The organism is Candidatus Sulfotelmatobacter sp. (genome assembly GCA_035498555.1).
GTDB lineage: Bacteria > Eisenbacteria > RBG-16-71-46 > RBG-16-71-46 > RBG-16-71-46 > DATKAB01.
In genome coordinates, this window is the sequence record DATKAB010000140.1 from 1 (window position 1) to 19,404 (window position 19,404).

General features: G+C 68.1%; 16 protein-coding genes. 8 read left to right on the forward strand and 8 right to left on the reverse strand.

Going from position 1 to position 19,404, the window contains the following annotated elements; genetic code table 11:
- The first annotated feature begins 283 nt into the window (after positions 1 to 283).
- Genes VMJ70_11850 through VMJ70_11860 form a run of 3 tightly spaced genes read left to right on the forward strand, consistent with a single transcriptional unit; the run spans position 284 to position 5,009 of the window.
- A complete protein-coding gene (locus tag VMJ70_11850) occupies positions 284 to 940 on the forward strand; it encodes a peptidoglycan-binding domain-containing protein (GenBank protein ID HTO91815.1) in 657 nt (218 codons plus the stop codon).
- Positions 937 to 2,676, forward strand: coding sequence for a peptidoglycan-binding protein (locus tag VMJ70_11855; GenBank protein HTO91816.1), 1,740 nt, complete (start codon positions 937 to 939; stop codon positions 2,674 to 2,676). Before VMJ70_11850 ends, VMJ70_11855 begins: the two co-directional genes overlap by 4 nt.
- Positions 2,677 to 2,711: 35 nt before the next feature.
- Positions 2,712 to 5,009, forward strand: coding sequence for a hypothetical protein (locus VMJ70_11860; protein ID HTO91817.1), 2,298 nt, complete (start codon positions 2,712 to 2,714; stop codon positions 5,007 to 5,009).
- A 41-nt stretch (positions 5,010 to 5,050) separates the two neighbouring features.
- Here VMJ70_11860 and VMJ70_11865 read toward each other — a convergent pair whose 3' ends face one another.
- A complete protein-coding gene (locus VMJ70_11865; GenBank protein HTO91818.1) occupies positions 5,051 to 6,415 on the reverse strand; it encodes a type VI secretion system contractile sheath large subunit in 1,365 nt (454 codons plus the stop codon).
- A 15-nt stretch (positions 6,416 to 6,430) separates the two neighbouring features.
- Positions 6,431 to 8,188 carry a type VI secretion system contractile sheath large subunit gene (locus tag VMJ70_11870; GenBank protein HTO91819.1) on the reverse strand — a complete coding sequence of 586 codons (1,758 nt, stop codon included), beginning with the start codon at positions 8,186 to 8,188 and terminating at the stop codon, positions 6,431 to 6,433.
- Between the two features lie 123 nt (positions 8,189 to 8,311).
- Here VMJ70_11870 and VMJ70_11875 point away from each other — a divergent pair, with 123 nt between their 5' ends.
- From VMJ70_11875 to VMJ70_11885, 3 genes are read left to right on the forward strand one after another with little or no spacing between them, the layout of a single operon-like run.
- Entirely contained in the window at positions 8,312 to 9,721 is a 1,410-nt protein-coding gene (locus VMJ70_11875) for an ATP-binding protein (protein ID HTO91820.1), read from the forward strand.
- Positions 9,718 to 11,166, forward strand: coding sequence for a sigma-54 dependent transcriptional regulator (locus VMJ70_11880; GenBank protein HTO91821.1), 1,449 nt, complete (start codon positions 9,718 to 9,720; stop codon positions 11,164 to 11,166). The genes VMJ70_11875 and VMJ70_11880 overlap by 4 nt, the downstream gene beginning before the upstream one ends.
- Positions 11,163 to 11,831 (forward strand): hypothetical protein, encoded by a 669-nt coding sequence (locus VMJ70_11885; protein HTO91822.1) that lies wholly within the window; start codon positions 11,163 to 11,165, stop codon positions 11,829 to 11,831. The genes VMJ70_11880 and VMJ70_11885 overlap by 4 nt, the downstream gene beginning before the upstream one ends.
- Here the strand turns inward: VMJ70_11885 and VMJ70_11890 are convergent.
- The 5 genes from VMJ70_11890 to VMJ70_11910 form a co-directional block, all read right to left on the reverse strand.
- The gene (locus tag VMJ70_11890) at positions 11,828 to 12,325 is read right to left on the reverse strand and encodes an arsenate reductase ArsC (GenBank protein ID HTO91823.1); all 498 of its coding nucleotides are present in this window, start codon (positions 12,323 to 12,325) and stop codon (positions 11,828 to 11,830) included. The two genes, VMJ70_11885 and VMJ70_11890, sit on opposite strands and share 4 nt — an antisense overlap.
- Positions 12,322 to 13,170 (reverse strand): arsenite methyltransferase, encoded by an 849-nt coding sequence (locus tag VMJ70_11895; GenBank protein HTO91824.1) that lies wholly within the window; start codon positions 13,168 to 13,170, stop codon positions 12,322 to 12,324. Before VMJ70_11895 ends, VMJ70_11890 begins: the two co-directional genes overlap by 4 nt.
- On the reverse strand, positions 13,167 to 13,859 hold the full coding sequence (locus VMJ70_11900) for a helix-turn-helix domain-containing protein (protein ID HTO91825.1): 693 nt from the start codon (positions 13,857 to 13,859) through the stop codon (positions 13,167 to 13,169). Before VMJ70_11900 ends, VMJ70_11895 begins: the two co-directional genes overlap by 4 nt.
- Before the next feature lie 161 nt (positions 13,860 to 14,020).
- Positions 14,021 to 15,157 (reverse strand): S41 family peptidase, encoded by a 1,137-nt coding sequence (locus VMJ70_11905; protein HTO91826.1) that lies wholly within the window; start codon positions 15,155 to 15,157, stop codon positions 14,021 to 14,023.
- Positions 15,154 to 15,798 carry a helix-turn-helix domain-containing protein gene (locus VMJ70_11910; protein HTO91827.1) on the reverse strand — a complete coding sequence of 215 codons (645 nt, stop codon included), beginning with the start codon at positions 15,796 to 15,798 and terminating at the stop codon, positions 15,154 to 15,156. The genes VMJ70_11905 and VMJ70_11910 overlap by 4 nt, the downstream gene beginning before the upstream one ends.
- A 478-nt stretch (positions 15,799 to 16,276) precedes the next feature.
- On the opposite strand from VMJ70_11910, the gene rho reads away from it, so the two are divergent.
- Complete coding sequence (gene rho, locus VMJ70_11915; GenBank protein HTO91828.1) at positions 16,277 to 17,590, forward strand: transcription termination factor Rho; 1,314 nt, start codon at positions 16,277 to 16,279, stop codon at positions 17,588 to 17,590.
- Positions 17,591 to 17,604: 14 nt separating this feature from the next.
- Complete coding sequence (locus VMJ70_11920; protein HTO91829.1) at positions 17,605 to 17,994, forward strand: VOC family protein; 390 nt, start codon at positions 17,605 to 17,607, stop codon at positions 17,992 to 17,994.
- 22 nt (positions 17,995 to 18,016) lie between these two features.
- Here VMJ70_11920 and VMJ70_11925 read toward each other — a convergent pair whose 3' ends face one another.
- Positions 18,017 to 19,270 carry a serine/threonine-protein kinase gene (locus VMJ70_11925; GenBank protein ID HTO91830.1) on the reverse strand — a complete coding sequence of 418 codons (1,254 nt, stop codon included), beginning with the start codon at positions 19,268 to 19,270 and terminating at the stop codon, positions 18,017 to 18,019.
- Positions 19,271 to 19,404 lie beyond the last annotated feature (134 nt).

Consider the following 19,404-nt stretch of genomic DNA (forward strand, 5'->3'; position numbering starts at 1 on the left):
TCCCGGAGCGCATGAAGATCCTGCTCACCTGGCGCGGCACGGTTCCGATCGCGACTTTGACCGACCACGATGTCCGCGAGGTCGATTTCGAGATGAGAAATCTCTGAGGGGAGGAAGTCTCGCCGTCCATGCAGCCCACCACCACGCGCGCTCCGAGCGTCAGGCTTGACGGCCAAAGTCAGCGGCCGGTAGCCTCGCATTTCCCGATTCCATGAGACGTCGGAACCCCAAGCACGCGCTGAGAGTACGCGGCTGACGCGGCGTACGGGACGGAGAGACCGGAATGGCCACGCACATCGTGCAGCAGGGGGAACATCTCCCGGGCATCGCGGCCCAGTTCGGATTCTCTGACCACAAGACGCTCTGGGATGATCCGAATAACTCGGAGCTGAAGAAGCTCCGCGGGAATCCCCTGGTGCTCCTGCCGGGAGACCAGGTGTTCATTCCGGAGCGCGAGACCCGCACGGAATCGGCTTCCACCGAACAGCGCACGAAGTTCACGGCGACGAGCCAGGCCCTGAAGCTGCGGGTGAAGCTCCTGGACTTGTCCGAGGACCCGATCGACCGTTCGGGGCATGCGACGACCAGCGCCGGGACCGTGGATGTCTCGCCGCAGGATCACATCTACGAGATGGATATCCAGGCCACGGACAAGAACGTGTCCCTGAAATTCGATCCCGACCCGGCCTTCGAAGTGAAACTGGCCGTCGGATCGCTCGATCCGGTCAAGGAGCAATCCGGGCAGCAGGAGCGATTGAATAACCTCGGCTACTTTGCCGGCTTCAGCAAGAAGATCGATCCGCAGCAGTTTCAATTTGCGGTGGAAGAGTTTCAGTGCGACCGGAAGAAACAGGGGCTGAAGGTGGACGGGAAGATCGACGAATCCACCCCGAACGGCAAGAAGACCCAACAGGCCCTGGAGAAGGACCACGGGGTATGACGGCCGATCGCGGCGACGATAATGTGAAGCAGGTGATCTCGCTGGATCTCGGGCAGGACGGCGTTGCCGCCACTCATCCCGTGGAGATCGACTTTCCTCACTTCGTGGCGCCGTCGCTCGAATCGGACAAGACTCACAATACGATCAAGGATTTCTTGATCGTGGTCGGGTGCGTGACGGTGCCGGACGCCCACTTCAAGTTCGATCACTCGTTCGTCGTTCCCGAAGCAAAGGTGTCGATGAAGCGTCTTGCCAAGATGCGGGACGCCCTGGCGGATCCGGACAAGCCAGCCGATCCCAACGATGGCAACTCCAAGCCGACGCCGGGGGCCAAGCCGCCGCTCTCCCTGTTCGGCCACGCCGATCCAGTCGGAAACGATGAGTACAACAGCGAGTTGAGCCAGCGGCGCGCCCGCGCGATCTACGGGATGCTGATCCGCGACGTCTCCGAGTGGGAGAAACTCTTCGACCATCCGCACTCGAAGGGCGGAGACCAATGGGGTAGCGACGAGACCGCGCAAATGGCGGTGGCTACCGGCGAGGACCCCGACAAGAAGTTCTCCCGGCCGGAACGCAAGGCGCTCATCGCCAAGTACATGGACACCGTGTGCGTGCGCGACGGCGCGAACGGCGAGGAGCCGTTCCAGTTGAGCCCGACCGAGGATTTCCTGGCGCGCGGGGCCGATCGGAATCGCAAGGGCGACGTGCAGGGGTGCGGCGAATTCAATCCCACCTTCGTGATGTCGAAGAAGCGCTCGGACGCGTTCGACGCGGCCAAGGACAATGAGGGCCGCGACGACGCCAATGAGGTGGACCGCCGCGTGGTCGCATTCCTCTTCAAGCCGGGCAGCCAGATCAAGCCCGCGAAGTGGCCCTGCCCCACGATGCGTGATCCCAATCCGGGCACGACCTGCAGGGGGCGCTTCTGGTCCGACGGGGACCAGCGCCGCAAGGCCGATTTGAGCTTCGACAAGGTGTTCGACACCCAGGTTCGGCTGGTGCCGGGGAAAGGCCCCGATGATCCGCCCGTGCAGCGCACGCCGACCTTTGCCTGCCGCTTCTACCACGGCATCGCTCAGAACTCCCCGTGCGAAGGCATCAGCAAGCAGTGGGTCTTGCGCATTCTGCGCGGGCCACCGATCTCGGGGAAGGCGGACCGGCCGTTCAGCAACCAGCGCTTCTCCGTCACGATGGGCGACGCCGCCGACGCGCCGGAGGTCCACGGTCGCACCGACGACGAGGGCGTCATTCGCCTTCCGGTGCTGGACGAAGAGACCACGATGGAACTGAAACTGGACGTCGGGGATGCTCTGCTGCCGCCGGGGGTCGATCCGCCCGCCGACCAGGGCGACACCAAGGACTTCACCTCCTTCACGCTCCTGGCGGGCGCTCTGTTGCCGATCGATGTCGAGAAGAAGAGCGACGCCGATCCCGGCGACCTCGAGGTGAAACAACGCCTCTTCAACCTGGGATACGGAAAAGGAGAGCCCGAGGAGTTCGACGACGACGTCACCCGGGTCGCGGTCAGCGCTTTTCAGCGCAATGAGAAGCTGGACAAGACCGGGGTGGCGGATGGCCCGACGCGCCAGAAGCTGGCGGAGGTGTATCAGTTCGTGCCATCGGAGGATTCGGCGTCTTCGTCGGGAGGGTCGGGATCACCGAACGCTTCGGCCTCACCGCCCGCGGGCAATTCCACGAGCGGCTCCACCACTCCGGCCTCGCCTGCCGGGCGCTAGTGGAGCGGACCATGTTCCACGCTGGGTGCCGCTGAATGCTCCAGGACCTGGACAACGACTCCAAGCCGTGGGATGCGGTGCACCGCCAGCTCTTCCACCGGATCAACAGCGACGACTTCGACAAGGATCGCGCCCCAGCCTCGGGTGACGGTCGCAAGGCCGGCGCCCGGTCGCTCAAGGACTTCAAGGAGGACGGGCTGACGGATCTGCTGGCCAACGGCGTCCTGGTGGCCGTCGAGAACGCGCTCACGGGCTTTCTGCCGGCACTGGTCACCAACCTGCTCAAGCAGTTCTCGAACGCCGCGGGCGACGCGTTGCAGAAGAAGATCGACGAGATCAACGACGCGATCGCCAAGCTGATCGCCTCGTCGCTCGAGGGCCTGGTCTTCGGGAAATTCATCCGGTCCATCCCGGCCTGGGTTCCTGTCGAACGTCAGCTCACGCCCGTTCCCGAGGACGAAAAGGACGATAAGAAGCTCAAGGCCGCCGTCGACAAGAACGCCAAGGAGCGTGTGGACTTCGAGAAGACGGCGAAGGAGAACGAAGTCGAAGGACGGCTGACCGGCAGCTATCAGCTCCCGCGCGGCATTCCCTTCCTGCAATGGAACCGCTGGTTCAACTGGGCGTTCGACGTCAAGCCGATCGATGGCTACCGCTTCATGGTCGGCAAGGGCAACGTGCGCGACGAGCCGGAGGACGATGCCCTCAATCCTCCGACCGGCGATGACACGCTGTCGCCCGCCACGGATGTGAACGAGGGCCCCGACCAGGCCATGCAGTGCCTGATGGACTTCGGCGCGTTCTCCAAGACGCCGGGCGAGATCGGCGACAAGCTGTTCGCGTCAGGGCCGATGTTCCAGAGCGGCTGGCCCTTCTGGCCCAGCTGCGGCGATACCTTCTGGGCCACCGGCCGTTGGGTCTACGACGGCACCCACCAGAAGCCCGACGACCGGGACAAGGACAAGGAGCTGATGCCCACCCAGCTCCATCCGCTCAAGGCGTTCGCCTCCGCCCGATACGAGGGCTTCAAATTCGACGAGAACCAGCGGCCGGTGGCGGCGGTCCGGTTCCTGTTCTTCGCGACCAAACGGGGTGGCTACCTGAATCTCGGCGCCCAGGGTCAGGACGTTGCGGACGACGAGTGCGGGGTGAAGATCAATTCCAGGGACTACGAGTTCATCCTCGATCTGCCGGAATCGCCCCCCATCGAGGACATCCGATGGCCGATCGGGCATTCACCGGTCACCGACGCGAACACGCTGGTGTTGCGGCCGTCGCTGCTGATCGACGTCAAGTTCGCCCCGTTCGACGTGGACGCCGGCACGTTCGCGGACAACCTGCAGTTCGACCAGGCGGTCATCCCTTCGGTGCGGCTGCTGAAACCCCCCGATCCCAAGAAGCCGACGCAGCAACAGGTGAAGGTCACGATCCCGCTCACCAAGTTCGATGCCGGCAAGGACGCGTACGGAGTCTGCATCTCCCTTGGCTGGGCCGATCCCAGCGGCGAGCTGGCCGACCAGGTGAAGCGGATCGAAATGAGATTCGACGACATCAAGTACTTCGACGGCCACAGCGACGTCCGGCTCAACTTCGCCGCCAACGGGCGCTGGGTGCACAAGGGGCTCGGGAAGGTTCCGGGTGGCACCGCGATCGACATCAGCACGCCCGGCTTCCTGCTGTTCGTCCCGGACGATGGCATCGTGCAGATGGAGTGTCACTCCACCCGCTTCAATGGCTTCGGCCGCTTCGAAGAGGAAGACAACGACGCGGATCGGACCCTCCACGTCGGCGGCATCTTCCGCACTCCAGAAGAACTCCGAAAGCTTCTCGAGAATGCCAAGAAGCAGGGGGTCGACAAGATCATCACCGATGGGCTCGGGAAGATCAGCACCGACTTCCTGGGAAACCTTTCCCAGCAGGCCATCGACCTGCTCGCCGGAAAACGCGAGGTCGTGGACTGGAAGAAACATGTCGACCAGCCCGATTCCGACATCGCGTCGGCGGTGGCCCGGGAGATGTTCGCCAAGCTTCCCCCGTTGTTCAACGACCAGAACGAGCCTCTCGGAATGGTCGAGCCGAGTCCGAACCCGCTCAGCGTCCGCGGGCCGATTGGCGACAACTCGCCCGGAGAGAACCCGGTCTTGATGCGGGACCTCGTCAAGAAGGTGGAGGCGTCCAGTCCACAGAAATTCGGCTTCAAGTTCGACTCCGTCCCCAAACTCGAGGCGATTGGTGATGCCGACAAGCTGGCGTTCCACGACAGCCGAGCCGGCACGAGCGTGTTCGAGCTCCGTGTGGAGCTGAACGTCTCGAAGCAGCCGGATCCGTCCTAGCCGGTCTCCGGGGCGGGGCCGCGTGAGCGTGAATCCCGCTGTCAGTTTCCGAGCGGCAGCAGGAACGAGAAGTCGGCGGGCTTGCCCTCGAGCATGACCCGCGGCGCGACCTTCACGTCGGCGAACCGGACGCGCTTTCCGTCCATCTCTTCCTCGCGCACCGCCACCTGCACCGCCTGATCCGGCGCGTCGCCGGCCAGCGGCCCGAGGAACGCGAGCAGCTGCTCGCGAACGAATGCCGCGGTGGCGTTGGCGTCGCCGCCCGGCAGCGAGTCGAGGATGCGCGCGCAGGTCTGCGCGAGGCGACCGGCCAGCAGCTGGTAGGCGAGCGTCCCTTCGATGGTGGGCGTGGCCGGCCTGAGGCGGAAGATGCTCATCGCCGAAGCCAGCATGGCGAGATTCTGGCTCATCGGCGCCACGATCGGCGCGAAACCCGCCCGCATCAGCTCCATCACCTGCATCTCGGCGAACGGCGCCTCGGCGGCGAGCGGCGCCGGCTGGCTCTTGGTGCCGGGGTAGAGCCGCGTCGGAAGGTTGTCGAACCGGCCGCCCTGCGCGCCGGCGATCGCCAGAGCGTGACCGTAGGTATTGACGCTGCGCGCCACCGCCGCGGCCGCGAACCAGACGCCGCGCGCCCACAGGTAGGAGTCGGGATTCGACTCCGCGCACTTCTCGGCGTGTCCGCCCGCCTCGGCGGTGTAGGGCGCGCGCGCCAGCCAGCGATTGATGGTGAGCGTGATCCAGCGCGCCGGATCGGTGGTTTGAAAGGTCTTCCAGCCCGAATGGTTCGAGTCCATCAACCGCGGCAGCAACTCTCCGAGCGTGGCGATCTGGACCAGGTAGCGGAAGTCGAAGAAACCGGCCGAAGCCTGCGCCACCACCGGGGCCTGCAGCACCTTGGCCATCGAGCCCAGCTCGTTGAGCGTGGCGAGATCGTCGCCCTTGTACCCGAACTCGAAGTCGAGCGCGATCAGCGACGGTGGTTCGGCCTCGTGGTACTCGGGAAGGAACACGACTTCCTTGAAGCGCGCCGCGAGATTCTTGCGCGGCATCGAGGCGAGCCGGATTTCGACCCTGTCGCCGGCCTGCGCGAGCAGGAGCTTCATCCCGCGCCAGGCGGCTTCCACGCGCTGGAACGACGGGTGATGCAGCACGGCGTCCACCGCGTCCGCGCCATTCGGGGCGCCCTGCGCCGCCAGCCAGGCCGCCACTGCCGGCGGCTCGAACGCCGTGGGACTCGTGAGCGGCATGCGCACCGAGGCTCCACCCGCCTTGGCCGGCACGTCGGCACCGGCGTTCAGCGACGCGAGCCAGGTGTCGGCTTCGGCGGGCGTCACGCGCCGACGCTCGCCCGGGTCCACGCCCACGTCCGTCACCACCACGATCTTCCAGCCCAGCGGTTTCATCGATTGGGTCCTTTCTCAGCGTTGGGATGACAACGGGAGTGTCAGCTCGGGGAGGCCGCGAAGCGGGTCGCGCCAGGGCGCGATGTGCAGGGCGCCGTCTTCGAAGCGAGTCTCGATCGAGGGGCCCTCGCCCGTCGCCGACAGGACCTCGAGCCCCCTGGCGATCGCCGCCGCGCGCTCGGTGTCCGAGGCGAAGTGGCCGAAGGCGTCGAGGTGCTCGACCCAGGCCGAGATCTGCGCCTCGAACATCGCGAACGCGAGCGAATCGCGGCGCGATTCGTGAGGCGCCGCTTTCGCGCGGCGGTGAACCATCGGCGTCGCCGCGAAGAAGGCGAAATCATCGTCGCGACGGCAGACCGCGGGGAGGATGCCACACTCGACGAGTTCGTCCACGCGAGCCTCGGCGAGCAACGCCTCGAGCGGCGCGGGCGCGGTCTCACCCCCGCGCGCCGGCGCCATCCACACGTGCAGATCGGCGACGCGCGATTCTTCGTTCTGCCCCGAGAGGCGTACGCCCCAGCCGCAGCGAGCGAAGCTCGCCGCCACGCGTTCGGCCAGCAGCCACGACGCGCGGCCCCACAGATATCGGGCTACCGCCGGTGAGGGGTTCTCCTCGAAGGCGAACCCCTTCACCGCGTCGTGCTCCCTCCCGTACGGTTGCCGCAGCAGGAAGCGATTGGCGGCGAGCGCCAGCCAGCGCGAGGCGTCGCGATCGCGCAGGGCGTTCCAGGCCGAGTGCGATGAGTCGCCGAGGAGCGTTGCGAGATCTTCGATCCGCGAGAGCTCGGCAAGCGAGGTGAGGCCGAGCAGCGCGGGATCGACCCCGGCCACGACCGGCGTGCGGGCCGATGCGCCCGCGGCGGCGAGATCGGCGGCCAGCGAGAGGTCGGATTCGGCGCCGAAATCGAAGTCGGCGATCGCGAGCACCACGCGCGCATCGCGCCGTTGCTCTTCGGCGAACGGCACGAGGGCCTCACGCGCGAGCCTGCCCGACGATTCCCGTCGCGCCGGCAGAACGAACACCCGGATCCCCGAGCGGTGATCGATCCGACGCATCAGGAAGCGGAGCCCCATCCAGGTCTGTTCGAGCGCCTGGAACCGTGGATCATGGAGCGCGGGACGCAGTGTTTCGGCCAGCGCTTCGTCCACGGCGCCGGCGAGCCCCTGCTGCGTCGCGGTGGCGACCCGCGCACCCGCACCGCCGATCCCGAGCAGGCGCACCAGGCGGTCGAGCGCGCGCCCGCTCGAGGCGGCCTCGGGCGCGGCGCTTGTCTGCTCGGCGCCGTCGCCAACCTCCACCATCCGGAACAGCGCCTCGAGATCGCCGCTCGTGGCGGGCGCCGCCGGGGGAGGAGCAGCGGGCGCGGGCGGCGCATGCGCCTTCGGAGCGTCGGCCGGGCGTTCCGCGAGCGCGCTCGACAGCGCCTGCCGGAGCGGCGATCCGTCCGGCAGCTCGCGCACGATCTGGCCGAGGTCGTCGCTCGAGACTCCGCGTTGAGTGAGTCTTCGGCGCAGCTCGAGCAGGGCGCGCGCTTCGGGGAGCTGCGGGGCGACCGCCTCGGGCCGGAACGCGCGCAGGTCGCCGAACTCCAGCCGCAATGGCGCGCCGGAGGATTCCAGCGTCACGCCCGGCCGCGCCTCGAGCATCAGCGCGGGCAGACCGTCGTTCTCGAGCCGCCGGACCCGGCCCCACAGCTCGCTCTGTCCGTCCGAGCCGAGATCGGCGATCACGACGAGATCGAGCGGCAGATCCTGGCGTGGTTCGATCCCCATCGGCGGCTCCTGGTGGCGCGCCGGGGCGCGCCCTTCACGGGTTCGAGAGCTGGGCAGAGTCGCCACCGAGACTAGTCGGCGCGGGCGGGTGGGGCAATCCCGCGGAGCCCGCGTTGACACTGCATGGATCGCTTCCTAGATTCGCGCGGCGCCTGTCGGCGCCGAGTACCCGCCGGGCCCATCCGCAGCGGAGGAGCACTGCAGCGCACCTTCATCGGCACCCTGTTGTTCGTGGTGGCCGGCGTGCTGGCCATGGCCGCGCAGTCGTGGGTGTCCTACCAGCGCGTTCGCCACGCCCTCGAGACCGAATACGAGCACCGGCTCGAGAACGTCGCCAACACCATCGCCTCGCAAATCAAATCCGACGACCTCAAGGACGTGCGCACCTACGGCGAGGAGGCCCGCGGCTTCGCCGAGTTGCAGTTCGTGGTGTTCGGCATCCAGCAGACCTCCGGGCTCGCCAATGCCAGCGTGATCGGCAGCGATCGGGTGGTGATCTTCGACTGCCGCAGCGACGAGTTGCAGGGCGCGCGCACCCCGCTCGACACGCTCGCCTTCAACGAAATCGGGAGCGCGCTGGCGGGGAAGGCGGCGGTGTCGCGTCCCTACGTGGCGAATGGGCTTACGCTCCGCGCCGGGTTCGCGCCGATCTTCGGCGCCGGGGGTGCGCCGGTGGGCGTGGTCGCGGTCGAGGCCGAGCCCGACTACGGGCCGGTGCTGGCGGGCCTCGAGCGCGACTTCCAGCTTCGCACCACGATCGTGGTGCTGGCGCTGAGCGTGCTGGCCGCGCTGTTCCTGCGGCTCGCCTGGTCGTCGCAGCGGCTCGAACGGCGGCTCTCTCGCGCCGAGAACCTCGCCGCCATGGGCCGGCTCACCGCGACGCTCGCGCACGAGATCAAGAATCCGCTCGCGATCATTCGCGGCTCGGCGGAGCGCCTCTCGAAGCTGGCCCCCGACGCCCAGCGCATGGCGGGCTTCGTGGTGGAGGAGAGCGATCGCCTGTCGCGCACGGTGGGCCGCTACCTGCAATTCGCGCGCGCCGAGGACTCGCTCGAGGGAGAGGGCGACGCCATCACCGCGCTCAACGCGACCCTGGCGCTGCTCGAGGGCGAGTTCGCGGCGCGCAACGTGACGCTCCGCCGCGAGGCCGCTCCCGCCGCGGCTCCGGTGCGCCTCGACAACGAGTCCCTGAAACAGGTCTATTTGAACCTGATCCTGAACGCGATCGAAGCCATGAACGAAGGCGGCGCACTCACCGTCGGCGCCGCCGAGCGTGGAGGGAAGATCGAGGTGCGCATCGCCGACACCGGCCCGGGGATTCCCGCCGAGGTGCTCGCCCGGCTCGGCAATCCGTTTGTCACGACGCGCGCTCAGGGCACCGGGCTCGGCCTGTTCCTGACGCGCCGGCTGGTGGAATCGGCCGGCGGCTCGCTGCAGCTCGAGAGCACGGCGGGACGCGGCACGACCTGCGTGGTGCGGTTGCCGCGGCGCAGCGGCGCCGTCGCCGAGCCGACGGGAGGGAAGCCGTCGTGAGAGTGCTGGTGGTGGACGACGAGATCCGCAACGCCGAGCTGACCGCGCTCGCGCTCCGCGACGACGGCCACGACGTCGAGTTCACCGGCGGCAGCCGCGATGCGCTCAAGAAGCAGGAGTCCACGCCCTTCGACGCGGTGGTGACCGATCTGCGCATGAAGGATCTCGACGGACTTCAGCTCCTCGCCGCGCTCAAACAGCGCTGGCCGCAGACCTCGGTCGTGCTGATGACCGCCTATGACACACGCGAGATCGCGCGGCGCGCGCAGAACGAGGGGGCCACCGGCTACGTCGACAAGGAAGGCGAGTTCCGCGAGGAGATCAAGACCATCCTGCGCCGGGTGGCGCGCGAGCGGAACCTGGTCACCGAGAATCGCACCCTGAGCGACACCGTCGAGAGCCTGCGCCAGGGCGCGGCCACCGTGATCGGGAGCGCGCCGCGCACCCGCCAGGCGCTCGAGCTGGCGAAACGCGTGGCGGCCACCGACTCGACGGTGCTGCTGCGCGGCGAGAGCGGCACCGGCAAGGACCTGTTCGCGCGCCTCATCCACGTCAGCAGCCGCCGCGCCGGCGGACCGTGGGTCAAGGTGAACTGCGGCGCGCTGCCCGAAAACCTGCTCGAGAGCGAGCTGTTCGGACACGAGCGCGGCGCCTTCACCGGCGCGGTGCGGCAGAAGCCCGGCCGCTTCGAGGACGCCAGCAAGGGCACCATCTTCCTCGACGAAATCGGCGAGCTGCCGCTGCCGCTGCAGGTCAAGCTGCTCCAGGTGATCGAAGAGAAATCGTTCACGCGCGTGGGCGGCAATCAGAACGTCGCGGTGGACGTGCGCATCATCGCCGCCACCAACCGCGATCTCGAGGAGATGGTGCGTGCACGGACGTTTCGCGAGGATCTGTTCTTCCGCCTGAACGTCTTCCCGATCGCGTTGCCGCCACTGCGCGAGCGGCCGGGCGACGTGCCGGCCCTGGTCGCGTACGTCCTCGAGCGTCACGGCGCCACGGCCGACAAGGTGACGTCAGCCGCGATGCAGGCGCTCGAGCGTTACACGTGGCCGGGCAACGTGCGCGAGGTCGAGCACACGCTGGAGCGCGCCATGATTCTGGCCGGATCCGATCCGATCGGCCTGGAGCACCTTTCGTTCGCACGTCCCGAGCTGCTGGGCTCGGCGCGGGCCGGCGCAGCGGTCGGAGCGCCGCCCTGGGTGCCGACCATCCCGCCCGAGGGTCTGTCGCTCGAGGAGCTCGAGCGACAGCTCATCGTCCAGGCGCTGGCGATGGCGCGCGGCAACAAGAGCCAGGCCGCACGTCTGCTCGATATCTCGCGGCGGACTCTTTACTCTCGCATGGAGCACCACGGCCTGCGCACGCCTGGCGAGGGCGGTGCGGAAGAGGCGGGCGAAGAGGATTCCGACGCCGCGGGCGGATCGGAAGGCTCGAAATCATGACCACCTTGCGCGGACTGCTGTTCGACAACCTCGGTCTCAAGCTGATCGCGCTGCTGATCGCGGTGCTGATCTATCTCAACGCCTATACCGAGCGGCCGGCCACGCTGGTGGTTTCGTTCCCGATCCAGCTCGACGGCCTGGCCGACACGCTGTCGCTGTCGGGGCCGATGCCGTCGGTGGTGCAGGCCGAGCTGCGCGGGACCGGCAAGCAGCTCATCCGCCTGAGGCTCACCGAGCCGCGACTGCGCGTGTCGCTGGCGGGCGTGGGCGCCGGCCGCTTCGAGCGCGCGATCGCCGAGACCGACCTGCCGATCTCGAACAGCAGCGGCGTCACGGTCGAGCGGCTGATCGGGCCGCGCATGCTTCAGGTCCAGATCGATCATCGCGCGAAGAAGATGGTGCCGCTCGCCGGGCGCGTGGACGGAGCGCCGGCGTCCGGGGACGCGTGGGACGGCACGGTGATCCTGATTCCGCCGCGGGTTCTGGTGACCGGTCCGGCCAAGGTGCTGGCCGATCTCGACAGCCTCGAGATGCCGACGGTGCGCATCGACGGCCGGCGGGACACGGTACGCGCGCTGCTCGCGCCCGAGTCGGTGCCCGACTGGTGCACCACCGATCCGGCGCTGGTGCACGTCCTGGTGCCGGTGGTGCGGAAGCCGCTCTAGCCCCGGACCGCGGTGGTCGTGGAGTGCTCAGCCAGCCATTGATCGAGCCGCCGAGACAGCTCCTCGCGCACCTCACGGAATTTCGCGCGCGTCGAATCGGGGTCGCCGCGGAAGGCCGCCGGATCCTCGATCGGCCAGTGAACGCGTGAGATCGCTCCCGGCCACACGCTCGGGCAGCGGCCTTCGGCGTCATGGCAGACGATGATCAGGTGCCGGACCGGCGCCTGGCCGAGGAATCTCGCGATGTCCTTGGGTTGCGCCCCGCCGAGGTCGATGCCGACCTCGCGCATGACCTCGATCGCCATCGGATGCACTCGCGCGGCGGGTTCGGTGCCCGCGCTCGCAACCTCGAACCGGTCACCGGCTCGGGTGCGAAGCAGCCCCTCGGCCATCTGGCTGCGCGCCGAGTTGCCGGTGCAGAGTATCAGGACCATCGGCAGACCCATCTCGACCTCGCGGATTCCATCGCCCTTGCCTTCCGCGAGCCCACTCACGACGGCAGCGGCCTGGTCGCTCGAACGAACGCGCTCATGAACTGTCCCTCGACCTGACGCGCGACCGCATCGGCATCCAGGCCCTGGGCGGAGAGAAGCTCTCGCGCGTCGTGAAGATCGTAGACCCGCGTCGGCTGAAGGCTCACGGCCACGAATCCCGCGCGCTCGAGCTTCGCGACGTAGTCCGATGCTTCGAGCGCGCCCGCCACGCACCCGACCCACAGCTCGACGCTCTTTCGGATCACGTCCGGAACCGCGCCGCGCACCACCACGTCGGACACCGCCAGTCGCCCGCCGGGCTTCAGGACGCGGAAGGCCTCGGCGAGCACGCGATCCTTGTCGCCCGAGAGGTTGATCACGCAATTCGAGATGATCACGTCCACCGACGCGTCGGGGAGCGGGATGGCTTCGATCTCGCCCTTGAGGAACTCGACGTTGGTCGCGCCGGACTCCGTCTGATTCCTGCGTGCGAGCGCCAGCATCTCGTCGGTCATGTCGAGGCCGTACGCCTTGCCGGTCGGACCCACGCGCCGGGCGGACAGCAGCACGTCGATTCCGCCGCCGGAGCCGAGATCCAGCACGATTTCGCCGGCACGCAGCTCGGCGAGCGCGGCGGGATTGCCGCAGCCGAGCGATGCGCGCACCGCGTTCTCGGGCAGAAGCCCCCTTTCGAGCTCGTCGTACAGATTCGACGTGATCGGGTCGCCGCAGGAACTCTCGCCGGTACCACAGCAGCTCGAGTCGCCCGCGCTGCTTCCACAGCACGAGCTCTTCTCGCCGCGAACCGCGCGCTTCGCGGCTTCGCCATACTTCTCGCGAACGACTTCCTTCAACGACTCGCTCATGAACCTCTCCTCTTTGGCCCGATTTCACACAACTGGATCACGGCATCTGCGCTGACCGCTTTGCTTCTCGAGCAGCACTCCGCGAACAGGAATCCGAGGAGTTCCTGCAGCGCGGCGGTGTTCGCCGTGTAGCGCAGAAACGTGCTTTCGCGTTGGACGCTCGCCAGCCCCTCGCCCTTGAGCTTCTCGAGGTGGTGGGAGAGCGTCGAGGCGGGGATATTCAGCTCCGACTGGATCTCGCCGACCACCATGCCTTCGGGGTGGGCGGTAAGCAGCAATCGGAGGATTTGAAGGCGGATCTCGATCCCCAGAGCCGCGAACATGTCGGCGTAGCGGGCGGTCTGGACGGGGGCGGCGCGGGGCGTCGTCGTTCTCGATTTCATAATTCGATCATTGTAAAAATACCGAATCAAGTCAAGGGCCAAGTGCCGCAAAGCACCGAGCCCCGGCTGCGGGGCCGGGGCGTCGTGGTGGTGATTGGATGGCGGGGGCAGAGGCCGCGCGCTGGAGATGGCAGGCTCGGATGGTGGGACGCGACTCCCGGCGTCCCCGCCGATCCCGGAGAAGCGCAACCCACGTGCCACGGAGAGCTCGCCCGGACGGCGCTCGAAGCCCTTGAAATGCTTCGCGGCCGCCCGAGTCCCGGCCGAGATGCGCCAAATCACCCGCGCCGCGACTGCGAAGCGCACGCCGGGCGAGCCCGCTTTGCAACGGGAAACGGCGCCGCTGCGCGAGGAGCCGATCGCCGAAGAGCGCCGTCGGGCGCCGCGCTCGAGTGGTATGGGAACATGCGCCGCGCCCGTTCGGCTTGAGTCGGGTCGGCGCGCCGACTGGCGGCGCCCTCGCGCTCCTAGTTCGCGACCCGCCGCCGCGGCGCGCGCACGAACTCCTCGTCGGCGTCGACCGGGGTCGTGCGCGCCCGCTCCAGCGAGCTCTGCAGAATGTGGCGCCGCTCGTCGTCCTGGGCGGCGTCGAGCAGCTGCTGGACCGCGGCGACGTGCGCTTCGCGGAGCGCCGAGCCGGGAGCGACGTCATGGTCGGGCTTGACCCCGACTCCCTCCCAATTGGTCTTGGTGACCGGGTTGATGGCCCGCCCGGTCGCGATGAACGCCGCGAAGTGATCGCTGAGCCGGAACAGTCCGCCCGGATTCGCACCGCCCGCGCTGGTCGCGCCATACAGGGTGCCGAGCTTGTGGGTCTGCACGTCGTAGGCGAATTCCTCGGCACACGACCCGGTGAGATTGCTGATCAGCACGTAGAGCGGCCTGCCGTTGAGGCGCGGGCCCGGCACCTGGGCCGCCGACCAGGATTGCTCGGTGACGTTGCCGTCGCGGAGGTAGAAATCGTTGATGTGCAGGCGATCGCCGGGGGCGACGAAATAGGTGAGCAGGGTCTGGAGCATGTCGGGATCGCCACCGCCGTTGCGGCGAAGATCGATGATCACCGCGTCACAGTTCGCGAGCAGATTCATGGCCGCGACCGCGGTGGCCTGCGCTTCGGGCATCCCCGAGAACATGCGCAGGTCGAGGTATCCGACGTTGCCCGCCAGCCGCTGGACCCGCTCGAAGCCGAAATTCAGCAGTCGCTCGGATTCGAGCATGTGGCGGCGCTCGGCTTCGTCGGGTGTCTTCTCGTCGTGGAGGTCGGCGGGGAAGGGGCGGTAACGGTAGTGGACGCGCATGTGCCGGTCGTGGGTGAGCGCCTGCATGTGCGCGAGGAGCGAGTCCGCGAACTCCTTCGAGCTCGTGATCCGGTCGTATTCGTGGCGGGCCAGGCGCTGCCGCAGGTTCCTGGCCAGCGCCGCGCCCTTGTCGGCGAACACGTAGCGGCTCTGCACCGCGACGGCGAGCGATTCGACCACCGCGGCCCGGGTGCGCGCGTCGAGCGGGGTATCGGGGTCGTCGGGGCCTCCGCCCATCATCTGGGCGGACACCGGGAGCGCGATCAGCAGCGCCGCGATCGCGCCAAATGCCAGGCGCAGGTTCATGGATTCCTCCGGGGGTTGGGTCGGGACTCGACCGGGCCCGGGCCGTGGGCCACGAGTCCGGCCAGCAACAGGTCGATGACGGCGTCGGTCTGACCGGCGAGGGCGTCGCGGCGTCCGAGCTCGCGAACGCTCAGGCTGTAGGGAAGCAGCGCGTTGGTGGCGATGACCAGCGCCATTCCGGCGCTCGAGGGGTCGCGCGCGGCGAGGCTGCCGTCGCGGCGTCCCGCTTCGACCACCCGGGCGAGCACCGCCGCCTCTCTGGCGAAATGAACCGCACGACGCTCGAGCATCGACTGGCGCATGACCGCCAGTTTCTGGTCGATGCTCGGCGCGTGCCGGCGGGCGTAGTCGAAGCGGTCGAGCACCCGCACGCGCAGCATCTCGCGCAGACGCTGGACCACCGGGGCGCGGCCCGATGCGATCGCCTCGAGTCGCTCCACCACGCGCGCCGCCATCCGGTCGATGCACGACAGCGCCACGTCCTCCTTGCTGTCGAAGTGGAGATAGACCGAGCCCTTCCCGATCGCCGCCTCGGTGGCGAGCGCCTCGACGGTCATGCGCCGAAAGCCGTGCCGCGCGAGCAGCCGGTCGGCCGCATCGAGGATGCGGGGGCGCATTTCGGGGTCGGGCGGGCGGGCCATCGGGCACTCCAGATAAATGACCAAACCGACAATGTGGTCATTTAAGCAGAGGACGCCGGACTCGGAGATGGCCCTCGCGCCGAGCGCCCGATTCCAAGAGACGAGCGCGGAAGCGCCGCGCCGGCTCACCCGACTCGGAGTGCACTCAAGCTCGCGACGGATCGTCCGACACTGGTGGATGGAGCCGGTGCGCGGTGCTTGACTTCACCTTCGGCCGCTCCTAAGCTTCGTTTCGTCGCAACCCCACCCGTGCTTTCGCCGTGCCGCGGGCGCGATCCCGAGGGCCCATCCCGGGCCCGAACGTAGCGACCCCGGCGGGCGTTCGATTCCCTTAAGAAAGCCAACGCCGCACGTAGAACCCGTTCCAGAACCCCCGGCCCGCGAGTCTGAAAGGCTCGCATCCACGGCCCAACCGACCGATCGCACGCCTTCGGCGCGACGCACGGCGGCAACGCCACCACTCTCGAGGCGAGACTACATGGACACAGAGGCTACCCCGACCGCCGCGCCTGTCACCGCACCGCCCGCCGCCAACATCCAGACCATGGAACTGACCCAGCTCAAGGGGAAGACCATGGCCGAGCTGCTTCACCTCTGCCAGGAGCTGGGGGTCGTCGGCACCAGCGGCCTGCGCAAGCAGGAGCTGATCTTCAAGATCCTCGAAGCGCAGACCGAGAAGAACGGTCTGATCTTCGCGGAAGGCGTGCTCGAGATCCTGCCCGAGGGCTACGGATTCCTGCGTTCACCGACCTACAACTATCTGCCGGGCCCCGACGACATCTATGTTTCGCCGTCGCAGATCAAGCGCTTCGACCTGCACACCGGCGACACGGTGTCGGGCCAGGTGCGCCCGCCCAAGGAAGGCGAGCGCTACTTCGCCCTGCTGCGCGTCGAAGCGGTCAACTTCGAGAGTCCGGAGATCGGCAAAGACAAGATCCTGTTCGACAATCTCACGCCGCTCTATCCGCTCGAGAAACTCAATCTCGAGACCAAGGACCGCTGCATCGAGACGCGGATCATCGACCTGCTGTGTCCGTTCGGAAAGGGCCAGCGCGCGCTGATCACCTCGCCGCCCAAGGCCGGCAAGACCATCCTGCTCCAGAAGATCGCCAACGCCGTCACCGAGAACCATCCCGAGGTGATGCTCATCGTGCTCTTGATCGACGAGCGCCCCGAGGAAGTCACCGACATGCAGCGGACCGTGAAGGGCGAAGTGGTGTCGAGCACCTTCGACGAGCCGGCCGAGCGCCACGTTCAGGTGGCCGACATGGTGATCGAGAAGGCCAAGCGGCTGGTGGAGCACAAGCGTGACGTGGTGATCCTGCTGGACTCGATCACCCGCCTGGCGCGCGCCCACAACACCGTGGTGCCGCACTCGGGCAAGATCCTGTCGGGCGGCGTCGATGCCAACGCCCTGCAGCGGCCCAAGCGCTTCTTCGGCTCGGCGCGCAACGTCGAGGATGGCGGCTCGCTCACCATCATCGCCACGGCGCTGATCGAGACCGGCTCGCGCATGGACGAAGTGATCTTCGAGGAATTCAAGGGCACCGGGAACTCCGAGCTGGTACTGGATCGCAAGATCTCGGACAAGCGCATCTTCCCGGCCATCGACATCAACAAGTCGGGCACCCGCAAGGAAGAGCTGCTGATGACGCCCGAAACGCTGTCGCGCGTTTGGATCCTGCGCAAGTTCCTGAACGAGCTGAATCCGGTCGAGGCGATGGAATTCCTGATCGGCAAGATGAGCGACACCAAGACCAACAAGAAGTTCCTCGAGAGCATGAATCAGTAGCTCGTGAGGCCGCGTTGAGCTCGCTGGCGCTGGTGACGCTGGTGGTTCGCGATTACGACGAGGCGATCGAGTTCTTTCGGGACGCGCTCCGCTTCACGCGGGTCGAGGATCGCCCGCTCGAGGGTGGCAAGCGCTGGGTGGTGATGGCGCCCGCGGGGCCGACGGGCGCCTCGCTGTTGCTGGCGCGGGCGGTGAGCCCCGAGCAGTCGTCGAGGGTGGGAAACCAGACCGGCGGCCGCGTCGCCTTCTTCCTCGAGACTCCGGACTTCGAGGCCGACTACGCGCATCTCCGGTCGAGGGGCGTCCGCTTCGCAGAGGAGCCGCGCCACGAGCCCTACGGCACGGTCGCAGTATTCTTCGACCTCTACGGGAACAAATGGGATCTCGTGGAGCGCGCCCGCTGAGACCCTCGATCGGGAAGCAGCGTCACGCCGCCTGACGTGGCTCGTCACGCCCGGCAGCCAGCGCGCGGAGCGCGATTACGACATGGTCGGCGCTCTGAGGGCGATCCTCGGCTGGCTTGGCGAGCAGGGAGGCCACCAGGCTCGCCAGCTCCGGCGGCACGCCCGGAGTGATCGTGCGCACGTCGGGCGCCGGCTCGCTCGCGTGGCGCGCGAGCACCGCCGCGAACTCGCCGTCGAAGGGCACCCGGCCGGTGAGCATCTCGAAGAACGTGACGCCGAGCGCGTAGAGGTCCGAGCGCGCGTCGGCCGGCTTCCCGGCGACCTGCTCCGGACTCATGTAGTACGCCGAGCCAAGGAGCGAGCCGGGCTGGGTGTGCTCCGACGATTCCGCCAGGCGCGCGAGCCCGAAGTCGGTGAGCTTGGCGACCGGCGGCCGCGCGTCGGTGAGCAGCACGTTCATCGGCTTGATGTCGCGATGGATCACGCCCTGCGCGTGCGCGAAGCCGAGCCCCTCGGTGATCTGGAGCCCGATGCGCGCCGCCTCGGGCCAGCCGAGTGAGCCTCCGGCGTGGCGCATCGTGCCGGCGAGTGTGCCGCCCCGCACGAGCTCCAGCGCGATCCACAACCGGCCGCCGTCCTCGATCAGGTCGTGCACCTGCACGATGTGGGGGTGGCTGAGCTTTGCGACCACGCGCGCCTCCTGGCGGAAGCGGCTGGCGATGTCGCTGCGACCGCCGAGGTGGAGCGGCAGCTCCTTGAGCGCGACCTCGCGCTGGAGCACGGTGTCGAGCGCGTGATAGACCACGCCCATGCCACCGCGGCCGAGCTCGCGGAGGATCCGGTAGCGGTTCGCGGGGCCGCCGGGCTGCGCCCCTGCGCCGGCGCCCGCGACACCGGCACCGGACTCGTGCGCTGGTGCGGCGCTCGCGCCGCCGGGCGGGGGCGGCTCGATCACGGTGAGACCGGAGGACGAGGCGCCGGAGCTCGATGTCGACGCCGAGGGCTGCGCCTGGCGCGCGCGGAAGCGGACGATCGACACGGCGAGGACCAGCCCCGCGGCCACCACCCACAGCGCGCACCCGGCGAGCAGGATCTGATCGCGGCGATCGAGCCCGAGCCGCGGCAGCGCGAGCTCGAGCGCGGTCGGAAGCGCCAGCACCACCACCGCGCCGATCGCGACCAGCGGAATCAGGGTCGCGGGCGTCGCGACCACCCAGCCGGTGTGAGGCCCGCCGGCCGCCGGCACGATCGACTCCTTGCGCGAGCTCGCAGGCATCGGCTCGTGACTCCACGGAGAAGGGAAGAGACCGCGCATGTTTTCGGCCGTTGTCGCGGATCACTGAAGCCCATCCACCCGTGAAAACCGCGGGCGCTTCAGGCTTGCTATTCTCCCGACTCTGGTTCCAGCGC

What these genes read in the sequence shown, in the direction of transcription:
- VMJ70_11860 (HTO91817.1), top strand. Translation starts at nt 2,712, where the DNA reads ATGCTCCAGGACCTGGACAACGACTCCAAGCCGTGGGATGCGGTGCAC.
- VMJ70_11910 (HTO91827.1), bottom strand. Translation starts at nt 15,798, where the DNA reads ATGGCCCGCCCGCCCGACCCCGAAATGCGCCCCCGCATCCTCGATGCG.
- VMJ70_11855 (HTO91816.1), top strand. Translation starts at nt 937, where the DNA reads ATGACGGCCGATCGCGGCGACGATAATGTGAAGCAGGTGATCTCGCTG.
- VMJ70_11875 (HTO91820.1), top strand. Translation starts at nt 8,312, where the DNA reads ATGGATCGCTTCCTAGATTCGCGCGGCGCCTGTCGGCGCCGAGTACCC.
- rho (HTO91828.1), top strand. Translation starts at nt 16,277, where the DNA reads ATGGACACAGAGGCTACCCCGACCGCCGCGCCTGTCACCGCACCGCCC.
- VMJ70_11870 (HTO91819.1), bottom strand. Translation starts at nt 8,188, where the DNA reads ATGGGGATCGAACCACGCCAGGATCTGCCGCTCGATCTCGTCGTGATC.
- VMJ70_11865 (HTO91818.1), bottom strand. Translation starts at nt 6,415, where the DNA reads ATGAAACCGCTGGGCTGGAAGATCGTGGTGGTGACGGACGTGGGCGTG.
- VMJ70_11925 (HTO91830.1), bottom strand. Translation starts at nt 19,270, where the DNA reads ATGCCTGCGAGCTCGCGCAAGGAGTCGATCGTGCCGGCGGCCGGCGGG.
- VMJ70_11895 (HTO91824.1), bottom strand. Translation starts at nt 13,170, where the DNA reads ATGAGCGAGTCGTTGAAGGAAGTCGTTCGCGAGAAGTATGGCGAAGCC.
- VMJ70_11885 (HTO91822.1), top strand. Translation starts at nt 11,163, where the DNA reads ATGACCACCTTGCGCGGACTGCTGTTCGACAACCTCGGTCTCAAGCTG.
- VMJ70_11850 (HTO91815.1), top strand. Translation starts at nt 284, where the DNA reads ATGGCCACGCACATCGTGCAGCAGGGGGAACATCTCCCGGGCATCGCG.
- VMJ70_11905 (HTO91826.1), bottom strand. Translation starts at nt 15,157, where the DNA reads ATGAACCTGCGCCTGGCATTTGGCGCGATCGCGGCGCTGCTGATCGCG.